Source organism: Microbulbifer aggregans, assembly GCF_001750105.1.
GTDB classification, from domain to species: Bacteria; Pseudomonadota; Gammaproteobacteria; order Pseudomonadales; family Cellvibrionaceae; genus Microbulbifer; species Microbulbifer aggregans.
This window is the reverse complement of record NZ_CP014143.1, coordinates 227129-253635: the sequence shown is the minus strand read 5'-3', so window position 1 is coordinate 253635 and position 26507 is coordinate 227129. Positions and strand designations below refer to the sequence as shown.

General features: G+C 56.2%; 21 protein-coding genes. 8 read left to right on the top strand and 13 right to left on the bottom strand.

Annotation, left to right across the window (positions count from 1 at the left end):
* Window positions 1-15 precede the first annotated feature (15 nt).
* Genes AUP74_RS01095 through AUP74_RS01080 form a run of 4 tightly spaced genes read right to left on the bottom strand, consistent with a single transcriptional unit; the run spans window position 16 to window position 4584 of the window.
* On the bottom strand, window positions 16-1521 hold the full coding sequence (locus AUP74_RS01095) for a Na+/H+ antiporter subunit D (RefSeq protein WP_069945939.1): 1506 nt from the start codon (window positions 1519-1521) through the stop codon (window positions 16-18).
* Window positions 1518-1898, bottom strand: a complete 381-nt coding sequence (locus AUP74_RS01090; protein WP_069945938.1) for a Na+/H+ antiporter subunit C — start codon at window positions 1896-1898, stop codon at window positions 1518-1520. Before AUP74_RS01090 ends, AUP74_RS01095 begins: the two co-directional genes overlap by 4 nt.
* Window positions 1899-1900: 2 nt before the next feature.
* Window positions 1901-2320 (bottom strand): Na+/H+ antiporter subunit B, encoded by a 420-nt coding sequence (locus AUP74_RS01085; protein ID WP_069945937.1) that lies wholly within the window; start codon window positions 2318-2320, stop codon window positions 1901-1903.
* Complete coding sequence (locus AUP74_RS01080; protein WP_069945936.1) at window positions 2317-4584, bottom strand: putative monovalent cation/H+ antiporter subunit A; 2268 nt, start codon at window positions 4582-4584, stop codon at window positions 2317-2319. Before AUP74_RS01080 ends, AUP74_RS01085 begins: the two co-directional genes overlap by 4 nt.
* A 350-nt stretch (window positions 4585-4934) precedes the next feature.
* On the opposite strand from AUP74_RS01080, the gene AUP74_RS01075 reads away from it, so the two are divergent.
* The 5 genes from AUP74_RS01075 (at window position 4935) to AUP74_RS01055 (ending at window position 10150) form a co-directional block, all read left to right on the top strand.
* Window positions 4935-5615 (top strand): ABC transporter ATP-binding protein, encoded by a 681-nt coding sequence (locus AUP74_RS01075; RefSeq protein WP_069945935.1) that lies wholly within the window; start codon window positions 4935-4937, stop codon window positions 5613-5615.
* A 113-nt stretch (window positions 5616-5728) separates the two neighbouring features.
* On the top strand, window positions 5729-6565 hold the full coding sequence (locus tag AUP74_RS01070; protein WP_083260739.1) for an HlyD family secretion protein: 837 nt from the start codon (window positions 5729-5731) through the stop codon (window positions 6563-6565).
* Window positions 6562-7608: an HlyD family secretion protein gene (locus tag AUP74_RS01065; RefSeq protein WP_069945933.1), complete on the top strand. Its 1047-nt coding sequence runs from the start codon at window positions 6562-6564 to the stop codon at window positions 7606-7608. Before AUP74_RS01070 ends, AUP74_RS01065 begins: the two co-directional genes overlap by 4 nt.
* On the top strand, window positions 7605-8837 hold the full coding sequence (locus tag AUP74_RS01060; RefSeq protein ID WP_069945932.1) for an efflux RND transporter periplasmic adaptor subunit: 1233 nt from the start codon (window positions 7605-7607) through the stop codon (window positions 8835-8837). Before AUP74_RS01065 ends, AUP74_RS01060 begins: the two co-directional genes overlap by 4 nt.
* Window positions 8834-10150: an ABC transporter permease gene (locus AUP74_RS01055; protein WP_226999853.1), complete on the top strand. Its 1317-nt coding sequence runs from the start codon at window positions 8834-8836 to the stop codon at window positions 10148-10150. The genes AUP74_RS01060 and AUP74_RS01055 overlap by 4 nt, the downstream gene beginning before the upstream one ends.
* A gap of 83 nt (window positions 10151-10233) precedes the next feature.
* On the opposite strand, the gene AUP74_RS01050 is transcribed toward AUP74_RS01055, so the two are convergent.
* The 3 genes from AUP74_RS01050 to AUP74_RS01040 form a co-directional block, all read right to left on the bottom strand.
* On the bottom strand, window positions 10234-12654 hold the full coding sequence (locus tag AUP74_RS01050; RefSeq protein ID WP_069945931.1) for a sialidase family protein: 2421 nt from the start codon (window positions 12652-12654) through the stop codon (window positions 10234-10236).
* A 214-nt stretch (window positions 12655-12868) separates the two neighbouring features.
* Window positions 12869-13534 (bottom strand): pseudouridine synthase, encoded by a 666-nt coding sequence (locus AUP74_RS01045; protein ID WP_069945930.1) that lies wholly within the window; start codon window positions 13532-13534, stop codon window positions 12869-12871.
* 76 nt (window positions 13535-13610) lie between these two features.
* Window positions 13611-14273, bottom strand: coding sequence for an SDR family oxidoreductase (locus AUP74_RS01040; RefSeq protein WP_226999924.1), 663 nt, complete (start codon window positions 14271-14273; stop codon window positions 13611-13613).
* A 412-nt stretch (window positions 14274-14685) separates the two neighbouring features.
* Between AUP74_RS01040 and AUP74_RS16945 the strand changes: the two genes are divergently transcribed.
* On the top strand, window positions 14686-15129 hold the full coding sequence (locus AUP74_RS16945; protein WP_083260738.1) for an HD domain-containing protein: 444 nt from the start codon (window positions 14686-14688) through the stop codon (window positions 15127-15129).
* Window positions 15130-15143: 14 nt separating this feature from the next.
* Window positions 15144-15785 carry a nucleotidyltransferase domain-containing protein gene (locus AUP74_RS01030; protein WP_069945928.1) on the top strand — a complete coding sequence of 214 codons (642 nt, stop codon included), beginning with the start codon at window positions 15144-15146 and terminating at the stop codon, window positions 15783-15785.
* 311 nt (window positions 15786-16096) lie between these two features.
* On the opposite strand, the gene AUP74_RS01025 is transcribed toward AUP74_RS01030, so the two are convergent.
* From AUP74_RS01025 to AUP74_RS01000, 5 genes are all read right to left on the bottom strand, one after another.
* A complete protein-coding gene (locus tag AUP74_RS01025) occupies window positions 16097-17641 on the bottom strand; it encodes a glycoside hydrolase family 10-like protein (RefSeq protein WP_069945927.1) in 1545 nt (514 codons plus the stop codon).
* Between the two features lie 406 nt (window positions 17642-18047).
* The gene (locus AUP74_RS01020) at window positions 18048-20543 is read right to left on the bottom strand and encodes an arylsulfatase (RefSeq protein ID WP_226999852.1); all 2496 of its coding nucleotides are present in this window, start codon (window positions 20541-20543) and stop codon (window positions 18048-18050) included.
* A 235-nt stretch (window positions 20544-20778) separates the two neighbouring features.
* On the bottom strand, window positions 20779-21546 hold the full coding sequence (locus AUP74_RS01010; RefSeq protein ID WP_069945924.1) for an SDR family NAD(P)-dependent oxidoreductase: 768 nt from the start codon (window positions 21544-21546) through the stop codon (window positions 20779-20781).
* A 393-nt stretch (window positions 21547-21939) separates the two neighbouring features.
* Complete coding sequence (locus AUP74_RS01005; RefSeq protein WP_069945923.1) at window positions 21940-22875, bottom strand: alpha/beta hydrolase; 936 nt, start codon at window positions 22873-22875, stop codon at window positions 21940-21942.
* Between the two features lie 70 nt (window positions 22876-22945).
* Window positions 22946-23863, bottom strand: a complete 918-nt coding sequence (locus AUP74_RS01000) for an alpha/beta hydrolase (RefSeq protein ID WP_069948615.1) — start codon at window positions 23861-23863, stop codon at window positions 22946-22948.
* 140 nt (window positions 23864-24003) lie between these two features.
* Between AUP74_RS01000 and AUP74_RS00995 the strand changes: the two genes are divergently transcribed.
* Window positions 24004-24930, top strand: coding sequence for a LysR family transcriptional regulator (locus AUP74_RS00995; protein ID WP_069945922.1), 927 nt, complete (start codon window positions 24004-24006; stop codon window positions 24928-24930).
* A gap of 249 nt (window positions 24931-25179) precedes the next feature.
* On the opposite strand, the gene AUP74_RS00990 is transcribed toward AUP74_RS00995, so the two are convergent.
* Window positions 25180-26241 carry a metallophosphoesterase family protein gene (locus AUP74_RS00990; RefSeq protein WP_083260737.1) on the bottom strand — a complete coding sequence of 354 codons (1062 nt, stop codon included), beginning with the start codon at window positions 26239-26241 and terminating at the stop codon, window positions 25180-25182.
* Between the last annotated feature and the right edge of the window lie 266 nt (window positions 26242-26507).

Sequence of the window (26507 nt, the reverse complement as noted above, 5' to 3'; positions counted from 1 at the left end):
GCCTCCTCCCCGGATTCAGTTTGTGGGCGGCGTCAGTACCGCTTCAAGGTAGTCTCCCGTGTCCAGCAGTTGGTCCGCTGCCGCCATGGAAAACTCGATAAAGGGCTGCGGTACCAGGCCCAGCACCAGGGTGATCAGCGCAAGTGCAACCACCGGTGACAGGCGCTGAATACGATCGGCGGAGGTCAGCGTGGCCAGACCGGTACAGGCATTTTGGGGGTGATCTTTCCAGAAGGCCTCCGCCCAGATCTTGCTCATGGAAAACAGTGTGAGGGCCCCGGTGACCAGCGCCACCGCCGCCACCCAGTAGGCGGCCTGGTCAAGGCTCGCCTTGACCAGCAGGAACTTGGCCCAGAACCCGGACAGCGGCGGAAAACCGGCAAGGCTGAAGGCGGCGATAAAGAACAATGCCGCCAGTAACGGGCTTGCGCGGTAGAGACCGCCGATTTGTGCCAGCTCGAAACTGCCGGTCAGGCGTTGCGCCGTGCCGCTGATGAGAAACAGGTTCGTCTTGGCCACGATATTGTGGACCATGTAAAACACCGCCCCGGCCAGAGCCAGGGGGCTGTAAAGGGCGAGCCCAAGCACCAGAAAACCAATCTGGCTGACGATATGGAAAGCGAGGATTTTGCGGAACTCGTAATGGGCAGCGGCACCCAGCACACCCGTGAACATGGTCAGCAGGGCCGCCGCCAGAAGGATATCGTGAGCAAGGTTGTCACCCGCCGGAAAGATCAGGGTGAACGTGCGGATCAGCGCGTAGACCCCCACCTTGGTAAGCAGTCCGGCGAACACCGCAGTAACGGCCACCGGCGGCGCGTGGTAGGACGCGGGCAGCCAGAAGAACAGCGGGAAAATGGCCGCCTTAATACCAAAAGCGCAGATAAACAGCACCGCCAGCAGGTTCTCCGCCAGGGGATTATCGATCCCGGCCACGGCCAGGTGCAGCTGGGCCATATTGAGCGTGCCGGTCAGGCCATAGAGCAGGGCGATGGCAGTCAGCATCAGCAGGGTGGAGACCAGGTTCATGGCCACATACTTGATGCCGCCGTCCAGCTGAATGCGCTCGCCGCCGAGCACCAGCAGGGCGAATGAGGCGATCAGCATTACCTCAAACCAGACGTACAGGTTAAACAGGTCGCCGGTCACGAAGCTGCCGCAGACGCCAGCCAGCAGTAGCTGGTAATAACTGTAAAAGCCCAGCTGTTCGTGGTGGGCATCGATGTCGGACAGGGCGAACAGTGCCACCGTAAGCCCCACCACCGCCGCCACCAGCAGCATCACCGCACTCAACCGGTCTGCCACCAGGGTGATGCCAAAAGGCGCCGGCCAGCCCCCCATCTGCGCAGCCAGGATTCCGTTGGTTTCCACCAGCGCGAAAATGCTCAGGGTCGTGAGCAGCAGGAGGCCACAGCTAGCGACCGATAGCGTGCGGGCCAGGCACGGCTTCCCCCGGGTGAGGAAAGTCAGCAGGGCCGCCAGGATCGGCAGCAGAAATGGCAGTGCCAGCAACCAGCTCAAGAGTGCTCCGTCCCCCGCTTGGTTTTTTTCTTCGGTTCGGCAATGCGCATATCGTCGGCGTCCAGGGTACCCAGTCGACGGTAGGCCCGCACGATCAATGCCAGGGAGAAGGCCAGTAAGCCGAAGCCGATCACAATGGCGGTCAGGATCAGCGCCTGGGGCAGTGGATTGGCGACCGGGATGTCCGGGGCTTTCAATCCCTCGGGAATCAGCGGTGGTGAAGCGCGTGTCAGTCGGCCAGCGGTGAAGATGGCGAGATTGGCCGCGTTACTCAGCAGTATCAGTCCGAACAGGTAGCGCAACAGGTTGCGTGCCAGCATCAGATAGACACCGGTAGCGGTGAGTATGCCGATGACGAGAGCAAGAGCCATCTCCATGATTAAGCGTCCTCCTCCAGCGCAAACACCAGAGCCAGCACCGCGCCGACCACCGACAGATAGACCCCGATATCGAAAACCAGAATGGTGCTGATGGGCAGGCCCTTGTCGCCCTCCGCTGCACCGAGAAATAGCCACTGGCCGGTAAATGGTGCCTGCCCCAACAGTGCTGCCACCGCCCCGGAAATCCCCGCCAGCAATACGCCCAGGGCGGCGAGCTTACCGGGATCGATGCGTAGTGCGCGGCGCGCGGCGGCGGTGCCCCAGGCCATGGCGAAGAGAGTAAAGCCGGCTGCTGCAATCAATCCGCCAATAAAACCTCCGCCGGGATGGTTGTGCCCACGCAACAGCATGTAGACGGAGAACAACAGGATCAGGGCCACGAGCGCCCGGGTGGCCGTCTGGAGAATGATGGAGTTCAAGACTTTTTCCCCTGCATCCGATGGCCAATCAGCGTCGCCGCGGCAATAGCGGCGGTGAACACCACGACGATTTCGCCAAAGGTATCCAGCGCGCGGAAGTCCACCAGGATCACATTGACGATATTGCGGCCGTAAGCTTCGGGAACCGAAGTCGTCTCGAAGTATTGGCTGGTTGCCGGATCAAACGCTGTCTGCAGCACGGCGAGGATTGAAAGTGTGACGGCCGCGCCGACCACAGTAGCGAGCAGTGCATCGAGAGAGCGAAAGCGCGGTGCGTGTACACCGGAGAAGACCGGCAGTCGATGCAGTGTGGTAGCCACCAGCACCAGGAACAGGGTCTCCACCAGTAACTGGGTGATGGCCACATCCGGTGCGCCGAAGAACAGGTAGATTAATGCCAGGCCCACACCCAGCGCGCCGAGGGCGCAGATTGCGGCCAGGGGGGCGCGGGCAGCGCCGGCCATCAGGGCACCGGCGAGGGTCAGCACCAGTGCCGCCCACTCTTTCACTGTCAGTTGCGGCCAGTGAAGCTCGAGTTCAAAACCGCCGTTACGCAGCAGGACATAACCCAGAGTCGCAGCAACAGTGGCAAAGATCACCGACAGATAGCGCCGCATGACACCGTGTTGCAGCAGTCGGGTCTGCCACGCTGCAAGTTTTTTGATGCCATCGATAAAGTGATCCCAGAGCCGGTCGCCGCTCACCGGAATTCGGTTCAACAGACCAGCCAACCCCGCGCGAATCGGTCTCTGGGTCAGATAGACGAACACACCGAAAGCAAAGGTGGCGATACTCAGTAACAACGGGAGGTTAACGCCGTGCCATAGTTTCATCTTCACCACCTCGGGGCGGCCCAGTATTGCCGTTACTGCAGGCTGTATCAGGCTCTCGGCAACCAGCGGGGTGGCGATGCCGAATACCAGTCCCAGGGCGCTCAATACCAGCGGACCCAGCCACAGTCCCACGGGTGCCTCGACAATAGTGGAGCCGGTTGGTTTTCGCGGCCCGAAGAATGGCTTGAAGACAAGAGTCGCCGCGACAGCCACCATCAGCGCATTGGCAAACACGGCGGCCCCGGCAACCAGCATGGGCTCGGAAGCGATCGCCAGAGCGCCCTCGTATTTCAACTCCTTGCCGATAAAACCGAGAAAGGGTGGAAAACCCGCCATCGACAGGGCCGCCGCAGCAGCTGCCAGGCAGGTGATGGGCATCGCTCTCCCCAAGCCTCCGACGCTTCCCAGCTCACGGGTCCCGGCTTGATGGTCGATGATCCCGACCACCATAAAGAGTGCCGCCTTGTAGAAGGAGTGCACCAGGATGAAGGTGACTGCCGCGGCGATGGCAACCGAGTCATCATCACCGAGGAACATGGTCAGAGTGCCGAGGGCAACCACGGTGGTATAGGCCAGAGTGAGTTTCAGGTCCGTTTGCCGCAGCGCCAGCACGGCGGCGACCACAAGTGTCACAGCGCCCACCAGGGTCAGGGTCCATTGCCAGGTCGGAGTGTAAGCGAGTACCGGGTGCAGGCGGGCCAGCAGGTAGATGCCTGCTTTTACCATCGTGGCCGAATGCAGGTAGGCGCTGACGGGGGTGGGTGCCGCCATGGCATTGGGCAGCCAGAAATGAAATGGCAGTTGCGCCGACTTGGTAAAGGCCCCCAGTAAAACCAGGATCAGGATCGGCAAGTACAGTGTGCTGGCGCGAATGTCTTCGCCAAGTTCGAGGATTTCCAGCAGGTCGAAACTGCCCGCTGAAATACCCAGAAGAATCAGTCCGGCCAGCAGGCAGAGCCCACCGAGCGCTGTGATAAGCAGGGCCTGGAGTGCCGACCGGCGCGCCCTGGCACTGCTGTGATCGAAGCCGATCAGCAGGTAGCTGGCGATTGTGGTCACTTCCCAGAATACGAACAGGGTGATCAGGTCCGCTGCCAGTACCAGCCCCAGCATGCCGACCATGAACAGTAATAGATAGAGATAAAAACGACGCAGATGGGGGTGACCGGAGAGATAAGCACCGGCGTAAATGGTGACGAATACGCCGATGCCGCTGATCAGCAGGGCGAACAGCATGCTCAAGCCATCGAGGAAAAAGCGTGCAGAAATACCGAGGCTCGGTACCCAGCGCCAACCAAAAGTAACGACCTCGTCGGCCATGATTCCCGGTAATTGCCAGAGCAGGGCCCCGACGATGATGGCCGGAACCACGGGAGCGATGACCGCCATGACGCGGTTGTCTGCCGCTTCCGAGTCACTTTGAGCTGTCATCGAATCCTGCCCCGCTGCCGGGTTGAAAGCCGGTTACTGATTTCCGTTCCGCGCACGGTGCTGTCCCTCATGGCACTTGTACGATGAATCACCTGCAAGCGGACCAGCAATACGGGGAGCTTTGCGCAGCGATGCGCGGTCGAACATGGTTCAAGGAACCGTGATGGAGCACTCTCGCCATGACAGGAAAATAGCTCATTTGCATCTCGCCAGCCGGAGGCGTGGGCTGACTATCTTGGGGATGAGAGGGAGGATCTCGACTTGCCACACCGAACAAGGATGATTAACCTGCCGATAGCCACTTTTTTGACAGGGAGTCTGGTGGACTGGGAAGAACACCGGAGAAAGTCGTGATAACGATAGAAAAACTGTGCAGGGAATACGGGACAGGCGATGCCAGGGTCGTGGCGCTTGCCAATGTCTCGCTGCAGATTTCGAAGAACGAATTCGTCGCCATCATGGGCTCGTCGGGTTCCGGCAAGTCGACGCTGATGAATATTCTCGGCTGCCTGGATCAGCAGACTGCCGGCCAGTACTGGCTTGATGGACGCGAGGTGGGCAGCTTCGACGACGATAGCCTGTCCGCCATCCGCAACCGCCATATCGGCTTTATTTTCCAGACCTTTCACCTGCTACCTCGCCTGACCGCGCAACAGAACGTCATGTTACCGCTGCGCTATTCGTCGGTAGACGAAGAGAGTGCCCGCGAGCGCGCGGCGGCAATGCTCAAGCGCGTGGGGCTGGGCCACCGCCTCAGTCATCGCCCCTACGAGATGTCCGGTGGTCAACGTCAGCGTGTGGCGATCGCCAGGGCCCTGATCAACCGCCCCAAGGTCATCTTCGCCGATGAGCCTACCGGTAACCTGGATAGCAAGACGTCTGAAGAAATTCTTGCATTGCTCAAGGAGCTGCACCGGGAGGGGCAGACCATCGTGATGGTCACCCACGAGCCCGAAATTGCCGCCCACGCTCAGCGCATTATCCGTATGAGCGACGGCGAAGTGGTGGAGGATTCTTTGTGTCACGCCTGATTCCAGTTTGCTTATCGCTACTTTCACTCTGCGCTTTTGCTGATGATCCCAGAGCTCAACTATTGCTTAGTGGTGAGCTGAGAGCGAAGGAGAGCCAGGTTTTCTATGCCCCCATGACCGATGACTGGCGTGTGGAGGTGCAGTGGCTGATGCCGGAAGGGCAGGTCGCACAGCCGGACGAGATTGTAGTGGTATTCGATGGTGCCTCCATCCAGGGGGATATCGATGCGGAAACCGTGGCATTGAACACGGCAAGGGAAAAGTTGCAGCAGGAAAAAACCAAGCACGCCCAGACGGTTCTGGAAAAAGAGTTCGCCCTCCAGAGGGAGCAGCTGCTGTTGAAAAAAGCCGCGATTGATGCGGCAGTACCCAAACAGTACCTCAGCGCATTTGAATACGAGTCTTTTCAGGTGGCCGAGAGCGAAGCTGAAGCCAAAGTTGAAAAGGCACGCAAAGAACTGGTCCAGGCACAGCTCGCCCGGGATGTCGCCATCGAGAAACAGCAGATCAGTATTGACCGGTCCCTGAGCAAGTTGGAATTGAATCGGGAGCGGCTTGCTGCAATGACGCTGCGTGCCGAGCGTGCGGGGCCAGTCCTTTATGGTAAGCATCCGTGGACGGGAGAGCGGGTATTCGTGGGAATGACTGCGCAGCCCTCGTGGGAGATTGCCGAGATCCCCTCGTTGAATGATCTCTATATTGAAGCCTGGCTACATGAGATCGACGTCGATCGGGTACGGGAAGGTCAGTCTGCTGTGCTCACTTTCGACGCTCGCCTGCACAGCACGCTACCGGCCACCCTCACCGAAATCGCCACCCAGCCACAGAAGCGGAAGGAGTGGGGCAGCGGGCTGTATTACCGCCTGGTGTTCTCTCTGTCTGAGGCACCGGAGTTTCAGATCCTGCCGGGTATGGGCGCACGGATCGAGTTTCCGGAGGTGGATTCATGAAACATTCTGTGACCTCTCTCTCGCGTGCAGCGAGTTTCAGCTTCCTTGCTCTGTTACTGGGTGCCTGCGCTGAGGCGCCGGATAACGGGCGAACAGCGGTGAGTGAGAACGCTTTGCCGCCGATTGCCGGCGAGCTCGAGTCCGCCCGCGCAGTCATGGTGGCACCACCATCGATTTCCCGTATGTGGCAGTACAGTATCAAGCAGCTGGTGCCGGAAAATACGCACGTGAAAGAGGGGGAGGTCGTTGTCGCCTTCGATGACAAGCCTGTGCGGGAACGCCTGATCGACAAAAAGGCTGAACTGGAGCAGGCGCGTAGCGAGCTCGGCAATATCGTTCTCAAGGAAGAGCAGATTGCCGAGGATGACAAACTGGCCGTTGAGGAAAAGCGGGCCGAGTATGAAAAAGCCCAGCGCCGTGCGCAAATTCTCGATCACTCCATGTCGAGGAACGAGCGCCAGAAAGCGGCGATTGATTTTGAGGTTGCCACTAATGACCTGCAGCTCGCACGTGAGCTGGCAGAGTTGCACAAGCGCACTCGTGCGCTGAATGTCTCCCTGGCCGAGGGCAAAGTCGAGCAACTGGAAGCCGAGACGGCCGCCCTGCAGGCGGAAGTGAACAAGCTCAGAGTGGTGGCGCCCATCGCTGGTCTGGTGCAGTACCTGCCCAACTGGCAGGGTGAGAAGCCATCTGAAGGTGAGTCGGTGCGCTTTGGGCAGCCAGTGCTGCAGATTTCCGATCTTTCACAAATGCAGGTGCGCGGCCAGGCCGATGAGGTGGACAAGGCCCGTCTGTTTGTCGGTGCGGAGGTGGATGTGACCATCGATAGCGCCGAAGCCCGCACACTGAGTGGCAGGATCATTGAGCTCGGTAGCGTGGTAAGAGACCGCGCCCGAGGTGACCGGCGACGGGTGATCGATCTGCTGGTCGGTCTGGACCCGGAAAGTGAGGCCGACCTCAAGCCGGGTATGACGGCTTCCATTGTGTTGGCTCCGTCCGGGGCCGAAAAGGCGATTGCAGCCACAAGCGGGGAGGTTCGATGAGCGTTTTCATCAAGCCATTGATTGGTGCCGGTACGCTGGTGGTTGCTGCTTCGCTCCTGAGTGGTTGTGCCGATGAAAAATCGGAACCCCTGCTATATGAGGTCGGCTACAGCGAGCGCGAGGCGCTGGTTGCGGCAGAGGGGGAGCTGGAAGCCCGGGAGGCAACAACCATTCAAGCTCCGGTGGCCGGTCCCTCCAAAGTCATCGCATGGATGGCTCCCGAATACTCGAAGGTGGAAAAGGGGGATGTGATCGTGCGCTTCGATGCCCAGCTGATGCAACAGCAGCGTCGCTGGGCCAGCGGCGACCTGGCGCTGGTGGTCGAGGACCTGCGGGAGAAAGAGGGAGCGTTGACCACGGAGCAGAAGGCGATCCTGCTGGATATGGATCAGGTGGATGCCGAAAAAAACTTCGCGGAGCGATTTGCCATCGACGATGACCGCATCAAGTCACGGCTGGAAATACTGGATGATCAGCTGGACACGCAGTTCCTGGACTCCAAGCTGGATTTTCTTGACTGGAAAAACGAGCGTTTCGCCACAAGTTCCGAAAGTGAGATGGACGTGTTGTCGGTACAGCGGCAGAAACACACGGCGAAAATCGAGCGGCTGGATGAGGGGCTTTCCGAACTGGAAATCATTGCCCCGCACGATGGCCTCATTACCTACGAAGCAAACTGGCGTGGGGAGAAGCCCCAGGTGGGCCAGCGGATCTGGCCGGGGCGCAAAGTGGGTGACCTGCCAGATGTCAGTGTCATGCAGGCGCGACTTCTGGTGCTGGACCGCGAAGCTGCCGGCCTGGCGACGGAGCAGCCGGTCACGCTCTGGTTCGAGACGGAACCGGCTCGAAGGTTCACCGCTCGCGTAACCAGTATCAGCGCGGCGCCTTCTTCTATCGAGCGGGGTAATCCGCAGAAGTACTATGAAGTCATCGCCGCTTTTGAGGAGCAGCATCCGGAGCAATTCAAGCTCGGCCGTGGTGTGCGCGCAGAGATTCGTGTGGCGGATTCAGAGCAGCGGATTGAAATCCCGGTGCAGAGCCTGTTCCGCAATGCCGATGGTGCCTATGTATACCTGTACACTGGCGGAGCCTTCAAGCGCCAGCCGGTGACGGTCGGTGCTGCGACCCCGACGCATATTGAAATCGCCAGTGGACTCGCGCGCGGCGACCGCATTGCACTTTACGAAGTGACGGAGCGCGATGGCAGTGACGGGGAGGTGACGCCATGAGCCAGTCGTTAGCGGACATGGAAAGACTCGGCAGCCCGGTTGAGCAAACCGAGTCCAGCCGGCGGGCCGGGCGGGGCCGCGAACTGCTGGTCAGCTTCCGTGAGGCTCTGGCGGAACTGTCGCAACACAAACTGCGGACCCTGCTTACCCTGCTGGGCATGATTTTCGGTGTAGGTGCAGTCATCGCCATGCTGAACATCGGTAAAGGGGCTGAGCAGGAGGCCCTGCGAATGATCGAGACCATGGGTCTCAACAACCTGATCGTGCAGAGCCCCGAGCTGGAAAAAGAAGAACTGTACGAGCAACGTAAGCAATCGGCGGGACTGAGTCTGCGGGACGGCGAGGCGGCACTGGCAACGCTGGGTTTTGTCGAGGCGTTTGCCGCGCAGAAGTCACTGGAGACCTACAGCGTATTCAGTGAATACGGCAAGAGCGAGGCAGCGGCCACAGGTGTCAGTCCGGGGTATTTCCGTATGTCACCCTTCCAGCTGTCGGAGGGGCGCCTGATTATTGACCAGGACGAACAGCAGCTTGCCCAAGTGGCAGTGCTGGGGGAATCTGTCGCCCGCCAGCTTTTTCCATCTCAGCCTGTGCTGGGGGAGCGGATCAAGGTCAATCACCTGTGGTTCACCGTGGTCGGTGTGCTCGACTCGCCTTTCGTGGACGGTGCCGAGTTCGAGGGGGTCCGCCTGGGGGCCGAACAGAACCAGATCTTTATTCCCTTTGCCACGGCGATGCAGCGCTTCCCCCATCCGCTGCTCGCTGCCGAAGTCAGTGAACTGAAGTTCCAGTTGGCCGAAGGCACCGATGCCAATGAGGCCGCACGCGCGATTACCCATCTCCTCAATCGCCGCCACAACAACGTCAAGGATTTCACCATGGTGGTGCCAGCGGCGCTGATGGCACAGAAGATGGAGACACAGACGATTTTCAATATCGTCATGTCCTGTGTCGCGGGTATCTCATTACTGGTGGGCGGCATAGGCATCATGAATATCATGCTGGCCACCGTGCTGGAGCGTACTCGAGAGATCGGCCTGTTGCGGGCCGTGGGCGCTACCCAGCGTGATATCCGCACCCAGTACCTGGTGGAGAGCTTTACCATCGCCATCTTGGGTGGACTGCTGGGCATTCTGTTTGGTGTATTGCTGTCTGAAGCGATCGCACTCTACGCCGGCTGGGCGGTGTCTTGGTCCTTGCAGGCAATACTGCTGTCGTTTTCTGTCTGTGCTTTGATCGGACTGGTATTTGGGGTCTACCCGGCCATCAAGGCGTCGAAGCTCAATCCTATCGATGCGCTGCAGAGTGATTAGGGCTCTGTGGGTTATTAAGAAAATCAAACCAATATAAAAGGGCCACCTCTCGGTGGCCCCCTTCTTGCCTAACTAAAGTTTAATCAGTTATCTACAGGTACAGCGTCTAGCTCCTCGTAAAAAATATCTCTCTGGTTATTAAGATCCATCTCATACATGACGCCGATATTGCCGCTCTGAAGGACTTTGATTCTTGGGCCGTTTGGTATTCCATCAATAATGAATTTTGGGGTGGAAAAGCTTCCTGAATTCGTTAGATGACTGTAGTTCAAGGTTTTATCTGTCTCGTAGAAAACAGTAGGTTTCCCAGAAACTTCCACGATGGTTGAGCTTGCTCCATTTTGAGTCGCCTGCCCAAGGATGTATTTCTTTTCCCAGTTCACAAGGTCACTAGACTCGCCTACTACAATCGAGTTGTCTGTATAGGAAAGATAGGAGAGGTAAAAGCTACCAGATGAGGACGCTAAGAGCGTTGAATTGTACTCCCAGTTTAAACCTGATGAGACTTTGACTGGTGTATTCCAGTTTTCAAGGTCGTCACTGTACGTGACATAGATATCATATTTTGGGTTATCTCCTTCATCGAGATAATGAGTATAGGAAATCGCAAGGCCGCCGCCGGGTATCTGCTGGATCGAATCTGTTTCAATGTCTTCATAGCATGAGGCAGTAGAACACTTTGAAGTAGGAATTTTTGCTGTGATGTCCTGTTGGCTCCAGTTCAATGCGTCTGCGGATGAGTAAAGACAGAGTCCGGTGGCTCCGCTGCAATTGGCGATGAACACCAGACTTCCGCCAGATGTTTCAATCATCGATCCTATGTTGTAAATCCTTGCGGGAAGTGAGCTGATTTCTGACCAGTTCAGTCCGCCGTCATCTGAGATTGATACGAAGGTCTTGTTTTGATCAATATCTGAATGGATGGCCAATAGCTGACCATTGCTTCTCTGGACAAATTCAGGATCGTAGGAGTAAGAGGGGGTATTTGTTACGTAATTTCCTCTTGCCGGAAGTGGCTCGTAAGAGCATGGGTCATCCTTGCAAAGGCTGGAAAAATAAATGTTTTGAGAAATCTGGTCGTAGGAAAAATTTGTTTCGCACTCGCTTGGGCTGGCTGCACAATAGAGTATAATCTCTGTTCTGTAGTTTCCTGGCTTTCTCGGGGCCCAGTACTCGATGTTCCAGTATCCGGAGAAAGCATCGAAGTTGGCGTTGTAGGTGCCCCCGTCAGAGTACTCAGTAAGGGCCCTTCCTGGTTCGTCTTCGCTGTAAGTATAAAACTGTATGTGCCAGCCATCGGCGTCTGTAGCAAGGTCAAAGTTAGGGTCGAAACCTCTCGCTTTAAGGCTGATTTTTTCTTCTTGTATATATGAGGCTTTGTGGCCCGCAATATTAATTCGGTCTTCAGAGTCTAGAATATTGTCATTGTCGTCATCGGTATCAGCATTATCGCCGATACCGTCACCGTCAAAATCAGCGGTTTCGGAGCTGTCTAGGGGGAACTTATCATTAATGTCGAGGGTTCCATCTCCGTCATCATCATCGTCACTGATGTTATCGATACCGTCGCTATCTACATCCCCGCTTTTCTCAGGGTCGAAAGGGAACTCATCGACATCATCATTAAAGCCATCGTTGTCGTCATCGGTGTCGGCATTATCGCCGATAAGGTCGCCGTCGGAGTCTTTCGTTTCTGATGGGTCGAAAGGGAAGTTGTCTGCAGAGTCATCGGTACCGTCGTTGTCGTCGTCGGTATCATCAATATTGTCGATGCCATCCTCGTCGAAGTCGCCGCTAGCCAACTCGTCGTATGGGTGTTCATCATGTTGATCCTCGATGCCGTCATTGTCATCGTCGGTATCATTTTTATTTGGAGTGCCGTCATTATCGGTGTCGATAACGTCAGAGGATTTTAATGAGTTGCTAAAGTGCGTGTTGGCGTTCTCTATGCCAACTAATTCGCTTAAGTTGAGCTCGGTGAGTAGAGACTGGACTCTGTCGCTCGCAGCAAAATCCATGGGCGCCATATCAAAGTCTGAGACGACCAACCCCGAGGTCTCTACTGCAGTGGTTGCGCTTTCCGTAATAGTGATGGCCAGACTGATATCACCATCATCATCGAGAGTCTGGATGAATCTCGTGAAGTTGATGACCCGACGATCCTCCAGGCTACCCGTTCCAAAGATTTCGAGTGGCGTCAGGCCTTGCTTTGCATCAATTGCTTCAAACTCTATGTTTCCAATTGAGAAGACAACGGTGTCATTTTCTTCAAACTCAAATTCACCGTTGTTGTCAGTTGTACCTTCTCGATTTGAGCTGGTTTTGAATTGAATGTTCTGGATTGGGCTATCGATTATTGAGCCGATAAGGACAGTCGGGGAGGAGCTTGTGGGAGGGTTGTTATCCTGAGTTGCGCCATCACCAGAGCCCCCTCCGCCTCCGCCGCATGCGACAAGTAGAATGCTTGATGACAGCGTAATGGTATTGATTAAAGTCCTTTTCATTTTTCCCCCGGCCCAGCTGTGAACTGGGTTGTTTTTTTGTTGGTGTCGATTTAAGGGGTAAGCTGTGACCCCATAAATCCTGGAGCACTCCAAACATCCATGAAGTTTTTATCACAGGCGTATTCCGCAAAAATAAGCTGAAGATATTTCTGTGATTCAAGTCACAAAAACTTGGTTGCTCTTGTGAGTTTTTTATCTTTGGGTGTCAGGGGGCTCAGATGCTGAAGAGCTGGAGATCGAGTTTGCTCTCAAAATGCACTTCCAAACTTGTGAGCGGATGTTGAAGCTTCAGTGTCGTCGCATGTAAAAGCAGTCGAGGGGCCGCTTTGAGTGCCTGTGGATGGGCATAGAAGGGATCTCCGAGGATAGGGTGGCCGATCGCCTGCAGGTGGACCCGCAGCTGGTGTGAGCGCCCGGTTACCGGCATCAGTCGCACCAGGCTATGACCATCGCCTACGGCAACTCGTTCCCATCGGGTTAGTGAGGGTTTACCCACCTCGAAATCCACTTTCTGTCGCGGCCGGTTCGGCCAGTCGCAGATCAGGGGCAGGTCGACCTCGCCCGCAGCGTCGTTCATCTCTTCCCACACTTTGGCGTAATAGACCTTCTCAACCTTCCTCTCCTGGAATAGCCGGCTCAGTTGCCGGTGCGCCATGGGATTGCGGGCCATGATCACCAGCCCGGACGTATCCATATCAAGCCGATGGACGGTCATGGCTCCCGGATATCGCTCCTGAGCGCGGCTGGCCAGGCTGTCGTGATGGGCGGGATCGCGGCCGGGTACAGAGAGCAGGCCGCTGGGTTTGTCCAGCACCAGCAGGGACTCGTCGCTATGTACCACCGTGAGGTAGGGGTCAGTAGGGGGCCGATATTCGCGCACGCCGGAAAGCCATGGTTGGACCTGGTTACATCATCGGCGCCAGTGCCACCGTCAATTCCCCGGAACGCAGAGGAATCTAATACGTTGGGGTCAGGAATATCTCCCGGACATTGCAGCGAGGCTCCGCATTGATGGCGAATAATACCGCGTCGGCTACATCTTTGGGATCCAGCTTGTCCGGCTTGGGCTCATCAAAGAACTCCGTATTCACCATGCCCGGCGCGATCAGAGTGCAGCGCCCTTCCCACTCCGCCATTTCCTCGGCGAGGTTTGCCCCGAAGCCGCGCACGAACCACTTGGAGGCGCCATAGATGGAGCCCTTCATTGCGATTCTCCCGGCCTGGGAGCCGGTCATGATGAAGTGGCCTTTGGATTGCCGCAGGTGCGGTAGGGTCAGTTTTGCCGTCCAAAGTAAACCCAGGATGTTCACATCCAGCATCTGCCGCCACTCTTCGGGATTCCCATTTTCGGTCCCCGGTTCCGAGATGCCGGTACCCGCGTTGGCAAAAGCCACATCCAGGCGGCCGAACTTCTTGATAGCAGCTTCGACGACCGATCTAACTTCGTCGAAATTGGTGATGTCCGCCGGAGCAGAGATGGCATCCCCTTTGCCGATTTCAGTCACCAATGTATCAAGGGCATCTCTCGACCTTGCTGTCAGAATAAGCTTGATGCCTTGTTCCGCCGCTCGAAGTGCGGTGGCCCTGCCAATGCCGCTGGAGGCTCCTGTGATCAACATTACTCGGGGGTTCATCTGAAGTGGTCCTATTTCATTCATTACGCCTGGTGCTGGTCAGCAGCGCCATATTTGCTGCTATCAGGCCGGCATCGGCCACGATGCTATAAGGATAGCCCCCGACACTGGCCGGCTCGGTTTCAGGGGCGTCCCAGTGGAGTCAGCACTACCTGATTGGAGATGTATGCTTCAAATGCCTATGATCGCCGCGGGAGCCAACCCCCTGATCGATCCTGCGTAAAGGGACTGGTATCAGTAAGATTCTCATACGCGTTGTTTACTCCTGGGACGTTGAGAGCTGGCATGGGCTGGCTTGTAAGTGGGAGTGACGGGGACTAGACTTCCCGTCGTTGGGCTACTCTGAAGGCTCAATGCAGATCTCGACAGCAGACAGCCAGCACTGACTGGTTCCAAATTGTACGACTACCTTCTTTCCCTGCTCCACGACCTGGATGGCGTGCAGCAGAATCCCAAGTACCACCCTGAGGGCGATGCCCTTTTCCACTCTCTCCAGGCATTTGAAATCGCCAGATCCCGCTCCCCAGAGCCCATTTTGTGGGGCGCCGCATTGGTGCACGATGTTGGCAAAGCAGTTGAAAGCCATGGTCATGAGCACATCGGCGCCGAGATGTTGAAGGGCGTGCTTTGTGAAGACATCGTCTGGCTGGTGCAACACCATCTGGATTTGATGAGGGCGCCTCGCCGCACCCGCCATAAGTTCGCACGTGATCCTCGTCTGCCTTTGCTTCAGCAATTGAGGCGGTTTGACGTACTGGGACGGGATCCCAATGCGACGACGATGTCTCCGGAGCAGGCCCTTCTGCTCCTGAAGCCTTACCATTCTCTGATTGCGGCCTGAAGCCGCCCGGACCTATGAAAAAGGAGCAACGCTTTCGCCACCTGATTACCCAGGAGGCAGCTCGTTTGATGGTAAATGAAGGAGTTGGACAGTACTTCGATGCCAAGCGCATCGCCGCAAGGCGCATCATCGGCAAACAATACAAATACAATCCCAAGTACCTCCCTTCCAACGGTGAGATTTCAGATGCGGTACATGAACTGGGTCAACTGCAGGATCCGCATACCCATCGGGAACAGCTGTTCCGGATGCGGATGTGTGCTCTCGAGGTGATGGAGCAGCTGGAACCCTTCTCACCGCGCCTGATTGGCTCGGTTAGCACTGGCCGGATACGGGAGGGCAGTGATATTGATTTGCATGTGTTTACCGATGAAATCGAAGCCCTGGAGCATCACTTACAATCCCTTGACTGGCCCTACCGTCGGGATACGGTGTGTATTCGCGCTGGAAGCAAGCTGATCGAGTACGAACATATCCACCTGGACTTCGAGTTCCCGGTAGAGCTGTCTGTATACCCGGAGCGGGAGATCCGAATTACTGGCCGGTCCAGTACCGATGGGAAGCCGATCCGGCGATTGAATAGTGCGAAAGTAAGAAAGCTAGTGATGGAAGAACACTGGCAAGCTTATCTCCGCGCAGGCGGGCTGGAGGAGTAAAGCCTCGCCTAACCCCCGGCACGGCTGCAAGCTGTCTCGAAACCGAGGTTTAATGGCTCGCGATATCGCGCCAGCGAGCCTTGTGGTGGCTCCAGCGGGACGCCGGGTTTTCCAGATGCGTGGCGTAGTAGAAGGTATGTAGTTGTAGGTAGCTGTCTGGGTTTCTGCCAGCTCTTGATGCATACCTAACCTTTCCCTGCTGTGATGTTGAACAGGGGTGACCGGGTCGCCGCAATGTAAGTGTCTGTCTAGATTTCGATTGGGGAGTGCGCGGAGAATAACGACGCGATTCTCCGCAGATACTGTGAAGTCTAGGGTCGGTGTGCGATCTGATGGTCGATACGGTCACTCTCCAATCCATTTCGATCTACGGCGACAACGGCAACAGCAGTGATTTCATCCTGCTGATTAAAATCATGCTTCAGTACATCCCCGGTGAAAATTTTATAGCGCCACTTCCCATCCGTTTGATAGTAAAGCAGCCACCGGGATGCAGCTTCATCACCAAGGGGCTGCCAGCTAATTGTCAGCCTGTTGGGGGTAGATTGATGGCGCACTTCGGGTGCCAGGGGCCGCGTGCTATCCAGCCAGGGAGAGGCAGGCACAAGCGCCTGATTGTAAAAAACGGTCTCTTTCAACAACTCTGCAAACTTCGGATTTTCACTCACTGTTTTGACATTCCAGAAAACCTGTCCAGTTTGCTCTTGTAACAGCGCACGGTTGAAAAGTATCTGGTTAATGATTTCGTCGGTACCCTCGTTGGTTGCTACCTGATTGCTGCTTAAACCAGGCCAGAGATGACGCCGCAGGTGGTTTTCACCCTGCCACCAGGCCAGAAGAATAGGATAACTCTGTTCAATGCGGTTGATGTTCCAATACAGCTGGGGCGTGAAGTAATCCAGCCAGCCTTGGTTCAGCCAGAGCCGGGCATCGGCATAGAGTTTCTCATGCTGGTCAAACCCGGCGATGGTCTCCGGGTGGTTGGGGCGCCATATTCCGAAGGGACTGATACCTACTTTTACATGGGGCTTGAGTCTTTTGACTTCTTTGTAGATGTCTTTGACAAAGCGGTTGACGGCCTCCCGGCGCCAGTCAGATAGTTCAAGCTGCCCGCCTTGCTGTTGATAGGCTTGAAAACTTTCGCTATCAGGAAAAGGAGCACCCTGGTTGTATGAGGGGTAAGGATAGAAATAGTCATCATAGTGAATGCCATCGATATCATAGCGCTGCACAATGTCCGTTATTACCGCCAGTGAATGCGCAATCGTGTCTTCGTGGGTGGGCTCCATCCAGTACATGCCGTTGGCTAATCTCACGACCAGCTCTGACTTTTTGTTGACGATGGAGTGCTCGGATACTGGGCCTCCTTGGGTATGATGGGCGCGGTATGGGTTCACCCAGGCGTGCAGTTCAAGGCCTCGCTGGTGGGCCTGCTCTATCCAGAAAGCGAGAGGGTCATAGAAGGGCTCTGGCGCCTTGCCCTGTTCCCCGGATAGATAGAATGACCAGGGCTCCAGCTCGCTTGCGTATAGGGCATCTGCCTGCGGACGAACCTGAAAAATCACCGCATTCATATTTGCCGCAGCAACTTTATCCAGTAGGGCGATGGCTTCCTGTTGCTGTTGCTCGACAGGCAGGTCGGGCTTACTGGGCCAGTCAATATTGGCAACCGTGGCCACCCAGGCTGCGCGGAATTCCCTCGCTACTGTTTCCCGCTCAGCCTTGCCATAGCTCGGCAGTTCAGGGCCGAACCAGCGTGGGTATTGCCATAGCGCCAGCGCCATTGCGACAATGACTGCAGGGTACACAAAGCGATTGAGAAGTTTCTTCGGTGAAATCTTTTTCGGAAACATCATGATTAACTTATTTGAGTTTTAGTGTTGTTATTATTCAGGAGGATCCCTGCTAAGGGAATACAAGTCCAAAAATTCCCCTAAATCCGCTAATAATGTGGCCCGCTGATCCAGAGTTTTTGCCGAACATGGGTATCGAAGTTTTCTGAAGCGTATCTGAATGGCGCGGTATTAGGGGGAGTCAATGCAAGGTTTAGCTTGGCTTGTTAAGACAGAAAAAAGCCACAATCCTTAACAGTCTGTGGCTTTCGGGGATTGTTAGGCTCTTTCAGAAATTTGGTTGATGGCGGGAGTCGAATATTTTTCTGCAGGCCCCGTGTGGCCTTGGTTTGCATATGAAGTGCTTGGCTGGCCCCACAATTAACCCGCCACCAGCGTCAAGTGCTCACTCTAACGGGGCCGGATCACATCATGGTGACGCTCCAGCTTTGCCGGTAGAGATAACAACTTTCTTGATCTCGCCAGTGAACCGGTATGGAGGTTCATACTCATGAGTGACAGGCTGGCCTGTATCCTCGCCAATTCCGAAGGTGTCGATACCAAACCGGCCGCCGACGGTTGCTTTCATATCTCCGCTGGCTACCTCCTCACCGTTCACTTTCAGCGTGATCTTTGCCGGGCCTCCAGGCTCAGAACCCTGGTAATCAAAGTCCACGGTAACGGTCGCGTCGCCAGCAGGTAGTGGTTTGTTGGCTTTGAGTGTGGTGTGCTCCTCAAAGTAGTTGTAATCGAATACGGGAATACCGCCATCCAGGTAGAGGACAATGCCCGCAGCGACTCCCCCGAGCGCCATCACAACCCCTTCGGTTTTACCACCCTCCGTATTCAGATCGGCGGTGAGCGTCCAGGAGCCATTCTTCAGGGGCGGACCGGCGACCTCGGCAATACGCGTTGCGCCCGGGTAGTAGGTGTATGTTCCTGAACTCGTGTCTGCACCGGGTACAGGCGGCTTCGGCATACCCAGCCGCGCGGCGCCCCGGTCGTCCAGCGGGTAGACCTCTTTTCTTTTTGCGGTCTCGTCGAACTTTTTCTTCAGCTCTGCCAGCTTATCTGGATTCTTCTGCGCCAGGTCATTGGCCTCGGAAAAGTCCTGCTCCAGGTTGTACAGTTCCCACTGGTCCTTGTCCCAATTGCCAGGAGCAAGGTCCTGGCGCCAGGGCAGCGTGTGCTGGGCATTGGCCTTCCAGCCGTCGGAATACATGGAGCGGTTACTGAATACCTCGAAGTACTGGTCGGGACGCCCTTCGAATTCCGGATCAGTGAAGCTGGCGAGAAAGGATTTGCCGGCGAGGGGCTTCTGCTCGATACCGTTGACCGTTTCGGGCATGGGGATATTGGCCGCTTCCAGAATCGTGGGTACCACATCCACCAGGTGCAGGAAGGCGTCGCGGACCTGCCCATCTGGCTTTATCTTCGCGGGCCAGCTGATCACCATCGGGTTACGGGTACCACCGAGGTGCGAAGCAACCTGCTTGACCCACTGGAAGGGAGTATTGCCAGCCCATGCCCAGCCAACCGGGTAGTGCGGTTCTGACTCCGGGCCTCCCAGTTTTTCGATGTTGGCAAGGTTCTCTTCGATTGTGGTCGGTATACCGTTCAGAGCGCGGATTTCATTCAAAGTCCCATCGGGGCCGCCCTCGGCAGACGCGCCGTTATCACCCACGATATAGACGATCATGGTGTTGTCGGCGTTAGGTAGCTCTTTTACTGCGTCAAGCAAGCGGCCGATTTCGTGATCGGTAAAGGCGAAGTAGCCGGCGAAGTTTTCCATCAGTTTGGTGTACAGGGTCTTCTGCTCGTCGTTGAGCGAGGCCCAGGCCGGTACCCACTCCGGACGGGGCGTTAGCTTGGTATCGGCGGGAATGATGCCCATGTCCTTCTGCCGTGCGAAAACCTGCTCGCGGTACTTTTCCCAGCCCATGTCAAACTTGCCCTTGAACTTTTCCCGCCACTCAGCGGTGACATGGTGTGGCGCGTGCATGGCGCCGGGAGCGAAGTACATGAAGAAGGGTTTCTTCGGCGCGACCGATTTTGCGAACTTCATACGCGCAATGGCCTTGTCGGTCATGTCGGTCATGAAGTGATAGCCCTCGTCTGGGGTCTTATCGGGTTCGACAGGCAGGGTATTTTCGAACAGCACAGGGTAGAACTGATGGGTCTCACCGGCATTGAAGCCATAGAAATATTCAAAGCCCATACCCGTGGGCCAGTGGTCAAAGGGACCAGCGATGGTTGTCTCCCAGTCCGGGGTGTTGTGGTTTTTGCCGTACCACCAGGTGCCGTAGCCGTTGTCTTTCAAGATTTCGCCAATGGTGGCGGTGCTCTTCGGGATATAGGTGGAGTAGCTGGGAAAGCCGGTGGCCCATTCCATCAGGAAGCCACTTCCGGATTCGTGGTGGTCCCGTCCAGTAAGGAGCGCAGCGCGGGAAGGCCCACAGATGGCGGTGGTGTGGAAGCGGTTATAGCGCAACCCTTCCTTGGCTAGTTGGTCGAGGTTAGGTGTGGGGATCAGGCCGCCAAATGTCGACGGCTGGCCGAAACCGACGTCATCCAGCAGGATCACAATGACATTGGGCGCACCATCGGGAGGCATGGGGCCGTCCTGCCAATCGGGTTCGGACTCTTTGTAAGTCCTTCCGATCTTGCCTTCGAACGGGGACAGGGGGATCGGCAGGTGGCTGCGGTCAGGCCACGTATCGCTGGTTTTTGGCGTCGAGGCGGCTTTTGAACGTTGGGTAGCCGCACCCTCATTTTCTGTGTTCTGCGCAGGAGTTGTTACCTCAGCTGCTTTTCCTGCCGACTGATCCTCCCCGGTGCAACCAGTGAAGATAACAGTGAGGAAAATTGCGGAAAGGAAAAGGCGCATGGATACCTCGACAACCGTTGTATTTGTTACTTCCTGCAAACGAGCCTGTGAGCCAAGCCAGGTGGGAGCAGGAAGCTATGGAGCTTATCCAGATAAGTCATAGCAGGTTTTATGAGAGGGTTGGTGGGCGGTCAGGAGTACGGAAAGGGGGGGCCGCCAAAACCGAGTTGGTGATTAATATTTACGTCTTTCTCAACCTGGGTGCGATTGTTAGCCCAGGAGAGGCGGACGCAGAGTGACCGCTAGAGGCTTCTTTTTCGCCCTCATGAGTAGATCAGCTACCCGGTTTTAACGGAAATTTAAAATTCTCGAACCCGTCTGAGGCGTAGATGGTGGTGCCGTTGATACAGTTGGCCTGTTCACTGGCAAGAAAAGCAATGACGTCAGCAATCTCTTCTGGCTTGGTGAACTCGTCGCGCATTTGCTCTCGCTTGATGTGATCCCAGAGGCCGAGATCTTTGTACTGGTGAAGCATTGGGGTATCCACCCGGCCGGGAGCAACGGCACAGACGCGAATCTTGTGTGGACCGTATTCCAGGGCTGCACACTTGGTCATCATATCCACAGCGGCTTTACTGACGTTGTAGGTAAAGGTCAGCTCCGAAGCCATGGTGCCGTAGACTGAGGACGTATTGATGATGACCCCGCCACGCCCTTGCCTTTTCATGGCTTTACCCGCGGCGAGAATGCCGTGGTAGACACCTTTCTGGTTAACCGAGGTGACACCATCGAAATCCTTGTCGGGATCATGCTCCAGAAGAGGTTTTGGGAAAGCGATTCCGGCGTTGTTGATGACAATATCGATCTGGCCGTATTGGTCGATCGCCTTCTGGATCATGGCTTCCACATCGCCGTACTTGGTGACATCCGCGACCGTAGTTGTAACCTCGTCACCGTAGTCAGCCTTCAGCTTGTCGAGTGACTCTTGGGAGAGATCGACGGCGATGACGCGGGCACCTTCATCTACAAGTTTCCTGACAATAGACAGCCCGATTCCCCCGCAGACCCCTGTTGCTACGGCGACCTTTCCCTGTAAGCGCACGGCTTAGCCCTCTTGGTTGACCTGTATATGAGGTTAGGCGTCTCACAGTAATGTTTGACTTGTTGGGTGCCATTTACCGACGGGGAGGCTTGAGGTCGTGCTGTGATTCGATACTTTGCGCCTCCCCCTTCCGGGTGGCCTTTGGCTGTCTATGTGCGCTGATTGAGGCTAGTGTCGTGCGAGTGGCTTCGTCAGGGGGGGAGTCGAACCCGCGTCCGCAGGCCTTGTGCGGCGGACGCTTCGGGTGTCATGCTCCGGTTAGTGTTACATCTGGTGTTACATAAATGGTGCCGTTCCTAAGCTGAAGAGGGCGCTGGAAGCTATTGCGGGCTGTACATAGCTTAAGCTGCATGCTCGTGGTGAGCCCGAATCACTTCAAGGCGGTGCGCGGGCTTAGAGGTGCCTTTCGAAGAATGGCAGGATCTCGGCCATCGCCAGGGCTACAGGCTCGGACTTGTCGTAGAGGTCGTAATGGGAGTAGCCCTCAGCCACGAAGATCTGCTTGTCTTTCGAGGCGGCGCGTCCGTAGATTTCCCAGCTATCCCGGTAAGCACCGAAAGCGCCGGGCTTATCGCCGGTGACTACAAGCAACGGCTGGGTTAACAGGCTTTCTGCATTAAGAAACGCATCCCAGCCCATGGCAGCGCTGTTAAATGAAAACAGGCCACTGGTCGCACCGTTCGGCTGTTGACCGCGCGCGGACTTGTAGTAGTCCGTTGCTTCCAGTACATCCCTGTCGGTGATGCCATTGGCCCTGCCTTCTTCCACCGAAGCTGGCAGGTAGTCAATCACGTGGCGCTCTGCACCCTGCGCTTCGGCGGTACGCTGCTTACCCATGGCCTGCAGGGCAGACACGGGATCGAATTCACTAAACCCTTCCCGGATCAGGCGCCCGAAGTTCACGCCGGTAATGGAGGTCAGTGCCTTGATACGGTGATCGGTAATTGCCGCGTGAATGGTGTATCCGCCTCCGCCACAAACGCCGATTGCGCCGATACGCTCCGGGTCCACATAGGGCAGAGTCACCAGGTAATCGATCGCAAAGCGGATGTCGGATGTGCGAATCGATGGGTCCTCGATAAACCGTGGGGAACCTCCGCTTTCGCCCTGAAAGCTGGCATCAAACGCGAGAGCCACATAGCCAGCTTCCGCCAATGCCTTCGCATAGATGTTGCCGGACGTTTGTTCCTTGCAGCTTCCGATTGGATGCGTGCTGACGATGGCCGGATATTGTTTAGTTTCATCAAAATCTGGTGGCAGGTAGAGGTCAGCTGCCGACTGCCATCCCAGGTTCTGATAATTAACGTGTTGTACGTTTACCTTACTCATTTACATTTCCTAGAATTTTTTATCGGGGCACACTCAGAATGTGCCCCAGCATTACGCGTATAGAATTCAGTTACTTCAGCGTGCGCGCGAAAAACGGGGTCAGTACCGATACCGCTTCGTCCACATACTCGGGCACGTCGTACAGTGACATGTGGTTCGCGCCTTTCACGACATGCATGGTCTTGTCGCTGCTGGCTGCGCGGGCGATCAGGTCATCACTCATCCATTTGCTTCCCGCCTGGTCCCCGGCAACGGTGAGCACCGGTTGTGTCAGGAAGGCCTCCGCCAGGTTGTAGGCGTCATAGGTGATGATCTGGTTCAGGCTGCGAGCGGTCATAAAACCCGGTGCATTGGGGTGCTGACAACGGTCGGTGTGGTAGTACTCCCAGGCCTGGCGCAGCTCTTCATTGGGCGCATCCTCCTCCTTCATCGGGGCCAGAGGCAGGGTGCCCAGTTCATCGCTGTTGGCGTCGCTGGTGCGCGCTTCGGAGCCCGCCACGACATACGGCAGTGCATCGGCATCCTTCACATTGTTCTCCCAGCCGTTGCGGAACATCTGCCCGATGTTTACCGCACTGACGGTGGCCAGGGATTTGATGCGGCGGTCGGTGATCGCGGCATTGGCGGAATAGCCGCCGCCAGCACAGACACCCATGGCGCCGATGCGGTCGTTGTCGATGTATGGCAATGTGGTCAGGTAGTCGATCACCGCGCTGACATCCTCAGTGCGGATGTAGGGGTTCTCCAGCTGACGCGGGGTACCGGTGCTCGCTCCCTGGTAGGAAGCGTCGTAAGCAACCGTGACCAGGCCACTCTCTGCCAGTCGCTCGGCATAGAGGCCGGCTGTCTGCTCCTTAACGCCACCGCCGGGGTGGGATACCACGACTGCGGCGTACTGCTGGCTTTCATCAAAGTCGGCAGGGAAGTACACGTTGGCGGCGATAGTGACGCCTTGGCCGTTGAGGTTCTTGATGCTGGTGCTTTTCATGATGGTGCCCTTCATGTTGGTAGCTTCGGTCCCAGTGTTTTTCTGAGCCGTGGTGCCCAGACAGGGGGAATACTAATGGCGGGCCTTATTTGAAAAAAACGTGCTAAAACTTAAATCAGTGTTAAGTACAGGTTGACAATATGGCCGTCGATCCCTCGCTGTACCCGTCTCTAGTGTGGTTTGTTCGTATAGCGCGTCACAGCAGCATTACTAAGGCGGCAGAGGAGGGTGAGGTATCACGCGCAGCCCTGTCGCAGCACCTGAAATCACTGGAACAGCAGCTGAATGTGCGGCTGCTGAATCGCAGTACGCGCAGCATGTCGCTAACCGAAGAAGGGCAGCGACTGTTTGACGTTCTTACCCCGGCCATTGAGTCGGTTGACCGAGCAGTCGCTGAGGTGGGGGAGTCGCAGGCAGAGCCGTCCGGGGTAATACGCATCAATACGTCGAGGGTGGCAGCCAGATTATTGCTGGAGCCAAAGATGGAATCATTCCTGGCGCGCTATCCCAAATTAAAGTTGGAATTGATCCTGGATGATGGCCTCTCCAATATCATTTCCAGTGGCATGGACGCAGGTATTCGCCTGGGGGAGAGTCTCGCTGAGCAAATGGTGGCTGTGCCGGTTACACCACCGATATCGATGGCGATCGTAGGTTCCCCGGAATATTTCGCCAAACACGGCACCCCGGAAACACCCGATGACCTGCTGCACCACAACTGCCTCGCCTTTCGTTTTACCTCCAGTGGCATCATCGACCGCTGGTCCTTCACATCGCCGGATGCTGACAAGCGCGTTCTGGTTTTCGAGCCGAAGGGCAACGGGGTGTTCAACGATGACGAAAGTATGCTGCGCGCCGCCCTCCATGGCGTGGGGCTCATACAGCACCTGGATCTATGCGTACAACAGTATCTTGCCGAGGGCTCGCTGGTGAGGGTGTTGCAGAGCTGGTGTAAGCCTTTTCCGGGATTCTTTTTGTACGTCCCTTCAAGAGCTCAGATGCCCGCTAAGATACGGGCATTGATTGATTTCTTGGTTGAGCAGCGGGGTGAGTTTGAGGGGGGGTAGTGGATGAGGCTTTTGGGAGTCGCTTGCACTGGTCGGCGCTAGCGCTTTGCGAGTGGCTTATTCAGAGTGTGGAGCAGGGCTCTGTTCACGTGTGACGGTGAAATTCGAAAGCTTGCTGGTAGGCCCGTAGTGACTTGGGTTGTAGTGGCGGTTTTCGTTGGATCCCACAAATAACCCCACCGCTTAAGCAATGTACTCGTATAGGTGGCAGCTTTCGGTTAGTTCATTCTCATTATTAGCCTGTTCAAATCATTCGTCCTTTTTGGGCTTCGCTTCCTCATCGGCGCCCTTGCGGTCATAGGCGCCGAACAACTCTGGATCGAGGCCTTTGCGGTCAAAGATTCCCTTGAGGGCGATATTTCCTATCTGGGGGCCCTCCTCGGTCATGGTCACCCACATGATGTGGTCCACGTTGCCAGGGCCCTCTTGGTGGAAGGAAGCACCGGCGGGGCCCATCGTTATGTGCTCGGAACCATCCAGTAAATCGTAGTCGTAGTAATGCAGGTGGCCGGCGAGGAAGGTGTGCTTGCGAGCCTTGAGCATTTTCTGGATCGCCTTGAAGTTATCGGACGCATTCTCCCAGGCCGGCTCATGGAGGAACAGGAATGTCCACCGAACGTCCGGATTGTCAGCGAGTGTCTTCTTGATCCATGCCATTTGCTTGTCACCAAACTCGACTGGTTTGCCGAGTGCGGCGACCACCGCCTCATCGGTCATAAACTCAGCCAGCATCTCCCTGGCCTTGGCCGGGTCTTCGACCTGCAACCTGTTGTACAGCTCCAGTTTATCCTTCATGCCCTCGGGCGCCGCACGGGGCGGATCCTCGCTATCAAGAACCATGAACAGGACGTACTTGTAGACGAAGTGGTAGTAGGTGGCGCCGTGCCTATCCCTCCAGACCTGTTGCGCAGTCTTGTTCGCGATATCGTGGTTGCCGGGAGTGCGGACAAACGGCATTTTGAGTTTGCTCAACAGCTCGTCGACTTCATCCCATTCGGCATTCAGTTCCGCCTTGTCGTCACTGTAACCCTCGATCAGATCACCGACATTGATGACAAACTCGGGCTGCAGCAGATTGAGTTGATCGATGGCGAGTTTGAAGGTGCCCTCCTGGTTGGCTCCCCCGGTCCGGTCGCCGATGACGACGAACTGGAACTCGGCGGGATCATTCTGGATCGGCTGAGATGTCCAGGGCTTCGCCCCGGGAAGTCGTTTCTTATCGTAGGAGAACCCGCTCGTTGTTTCCTCGGCCAAGAGGCTTGTAGAGAACATCGCGAGGGCAACTGCAATACATGCTGACGTAAGCTTCATGTCTTGTTGAGTCCTTACTTTTACTGCGTCATCGAGCGGGTATGTTTGGCTAACCCCGGCGTTAAGCCCCGGTCGGATCAGCGTTTGGCCCGGCTGCGGCCATATCACAGCGTTATTATTTTTTTACTATGTCGCTAATGCTCGCAGCGGTCTTCGTAATAGCTGTGAAGTAGCTGCGCTTTCGGTTGTGCTGTGATTGTCCAGATGAGTGATAGCAGGTTTTCGGGGGAGGCGGGCAAAGCTAGGGGGTGAGGTGTCAAAGCTGG

Bases quoted from the DNA above. Each gene is read 5' to 3' on its own strand.
- AUP74_RS01025 (WP_069945927.1), bottom strand. From the start codon at position 17,641: ATGATGTTTCCGAAAAAGATTTCACCGAAGAAACTTCTCAATCGCTTT.
- AUP74_RS01090 (WP_069945938.1), bottom strand. From the start codon at position 1,898: ATGGAGATGGCTCTTGCTCTCGTCATCGGCATACTCACCGCTACCGGT.
- AUP74_RS01060 (WP_069945932.1), top strand. From the start codon at position 7,605: ATGAGCGTTTTCATCAAGCCATTGATTGGTGCCGGTACGCTGGTGGTT.
- AUP74_RS01080 (WP_069945936.1), bottom strand. From the start codon at position 4,584: ATGACAGCTCAAAGTGACTCGGAAGCGGCAGACAACCGCGTCATGGCG.
- AUP74_RS00995 (WP_069945922.1), top strand. From the start codon at position 24,004: ATGGCCGTCGATCCCTCGCTGTACCCGTCTCTAGTGTGGTTTGTTCGT.
- AUP74_RS01030 (WP_069945928.1), top strand. From the start codon at position 15,144: ATGAAAAAGGAGCAACGCTTTCGCCACCTGATTACCCAGGAGGCAGCT.
- AUP74_RS01000 (WP_069948615.1), bottom strand. From the start codon at position 23,863: ATGAAAAGCACCAGCATCAAGAACCTCAACGGCCAAGGCGTCACTATC.
- AUP74_RS01070 (WP_083260739.1), top strand. From the start codon at position 5,729: ATGACCGATGACTGGCGTGTGGAGGTGCAGTGGCTGATGCCGGAAGGG.
- AUP74_RS01040 (WP_226999924.1), bottom strand. From the start codon at position 14,273: ATGTTGATCACAGGAGCCTCCAGCGGCATTGGCAGGGCCACCGCACTT.
- AUP74_RS00990 (WP_083260737.1), bottom strand. From the start codon at position 26,241: ATGAAGCTTACGTCAGCATGTATTGCAGTTGCCCTCGCGATGTTCTCT.
- AUP74_RS01050 (WP_069945931.1), bottom strand. From the start codon at position 12,654: ATGAAAAGGACTTTAATCAATACCATTACGCTGTCATCAAGCATTCTA.
- AUP74_RS01055 (WP_226999853.1), top strand. From the start codon at position 8,834: ATGAGCCAGTCGTTAGCGGACATGGAAAGACTCGGCAGCCCGGTTGAG.
- AUP74_RS01065 (WP_069945933.1), top strand. From the start codon at position 6,562: ATGAAACATTCTGTGACCTCTCTCTCGCGTGCAGCGAGTTTCAGCTTC.
- AUP74_RS01005 (WP_069945923.1), bottom strand. From the start codon at position 22,875: ATGAGTAAGGTAAACGTACAACACGTTAATTATCAGAACCTGGGATGG.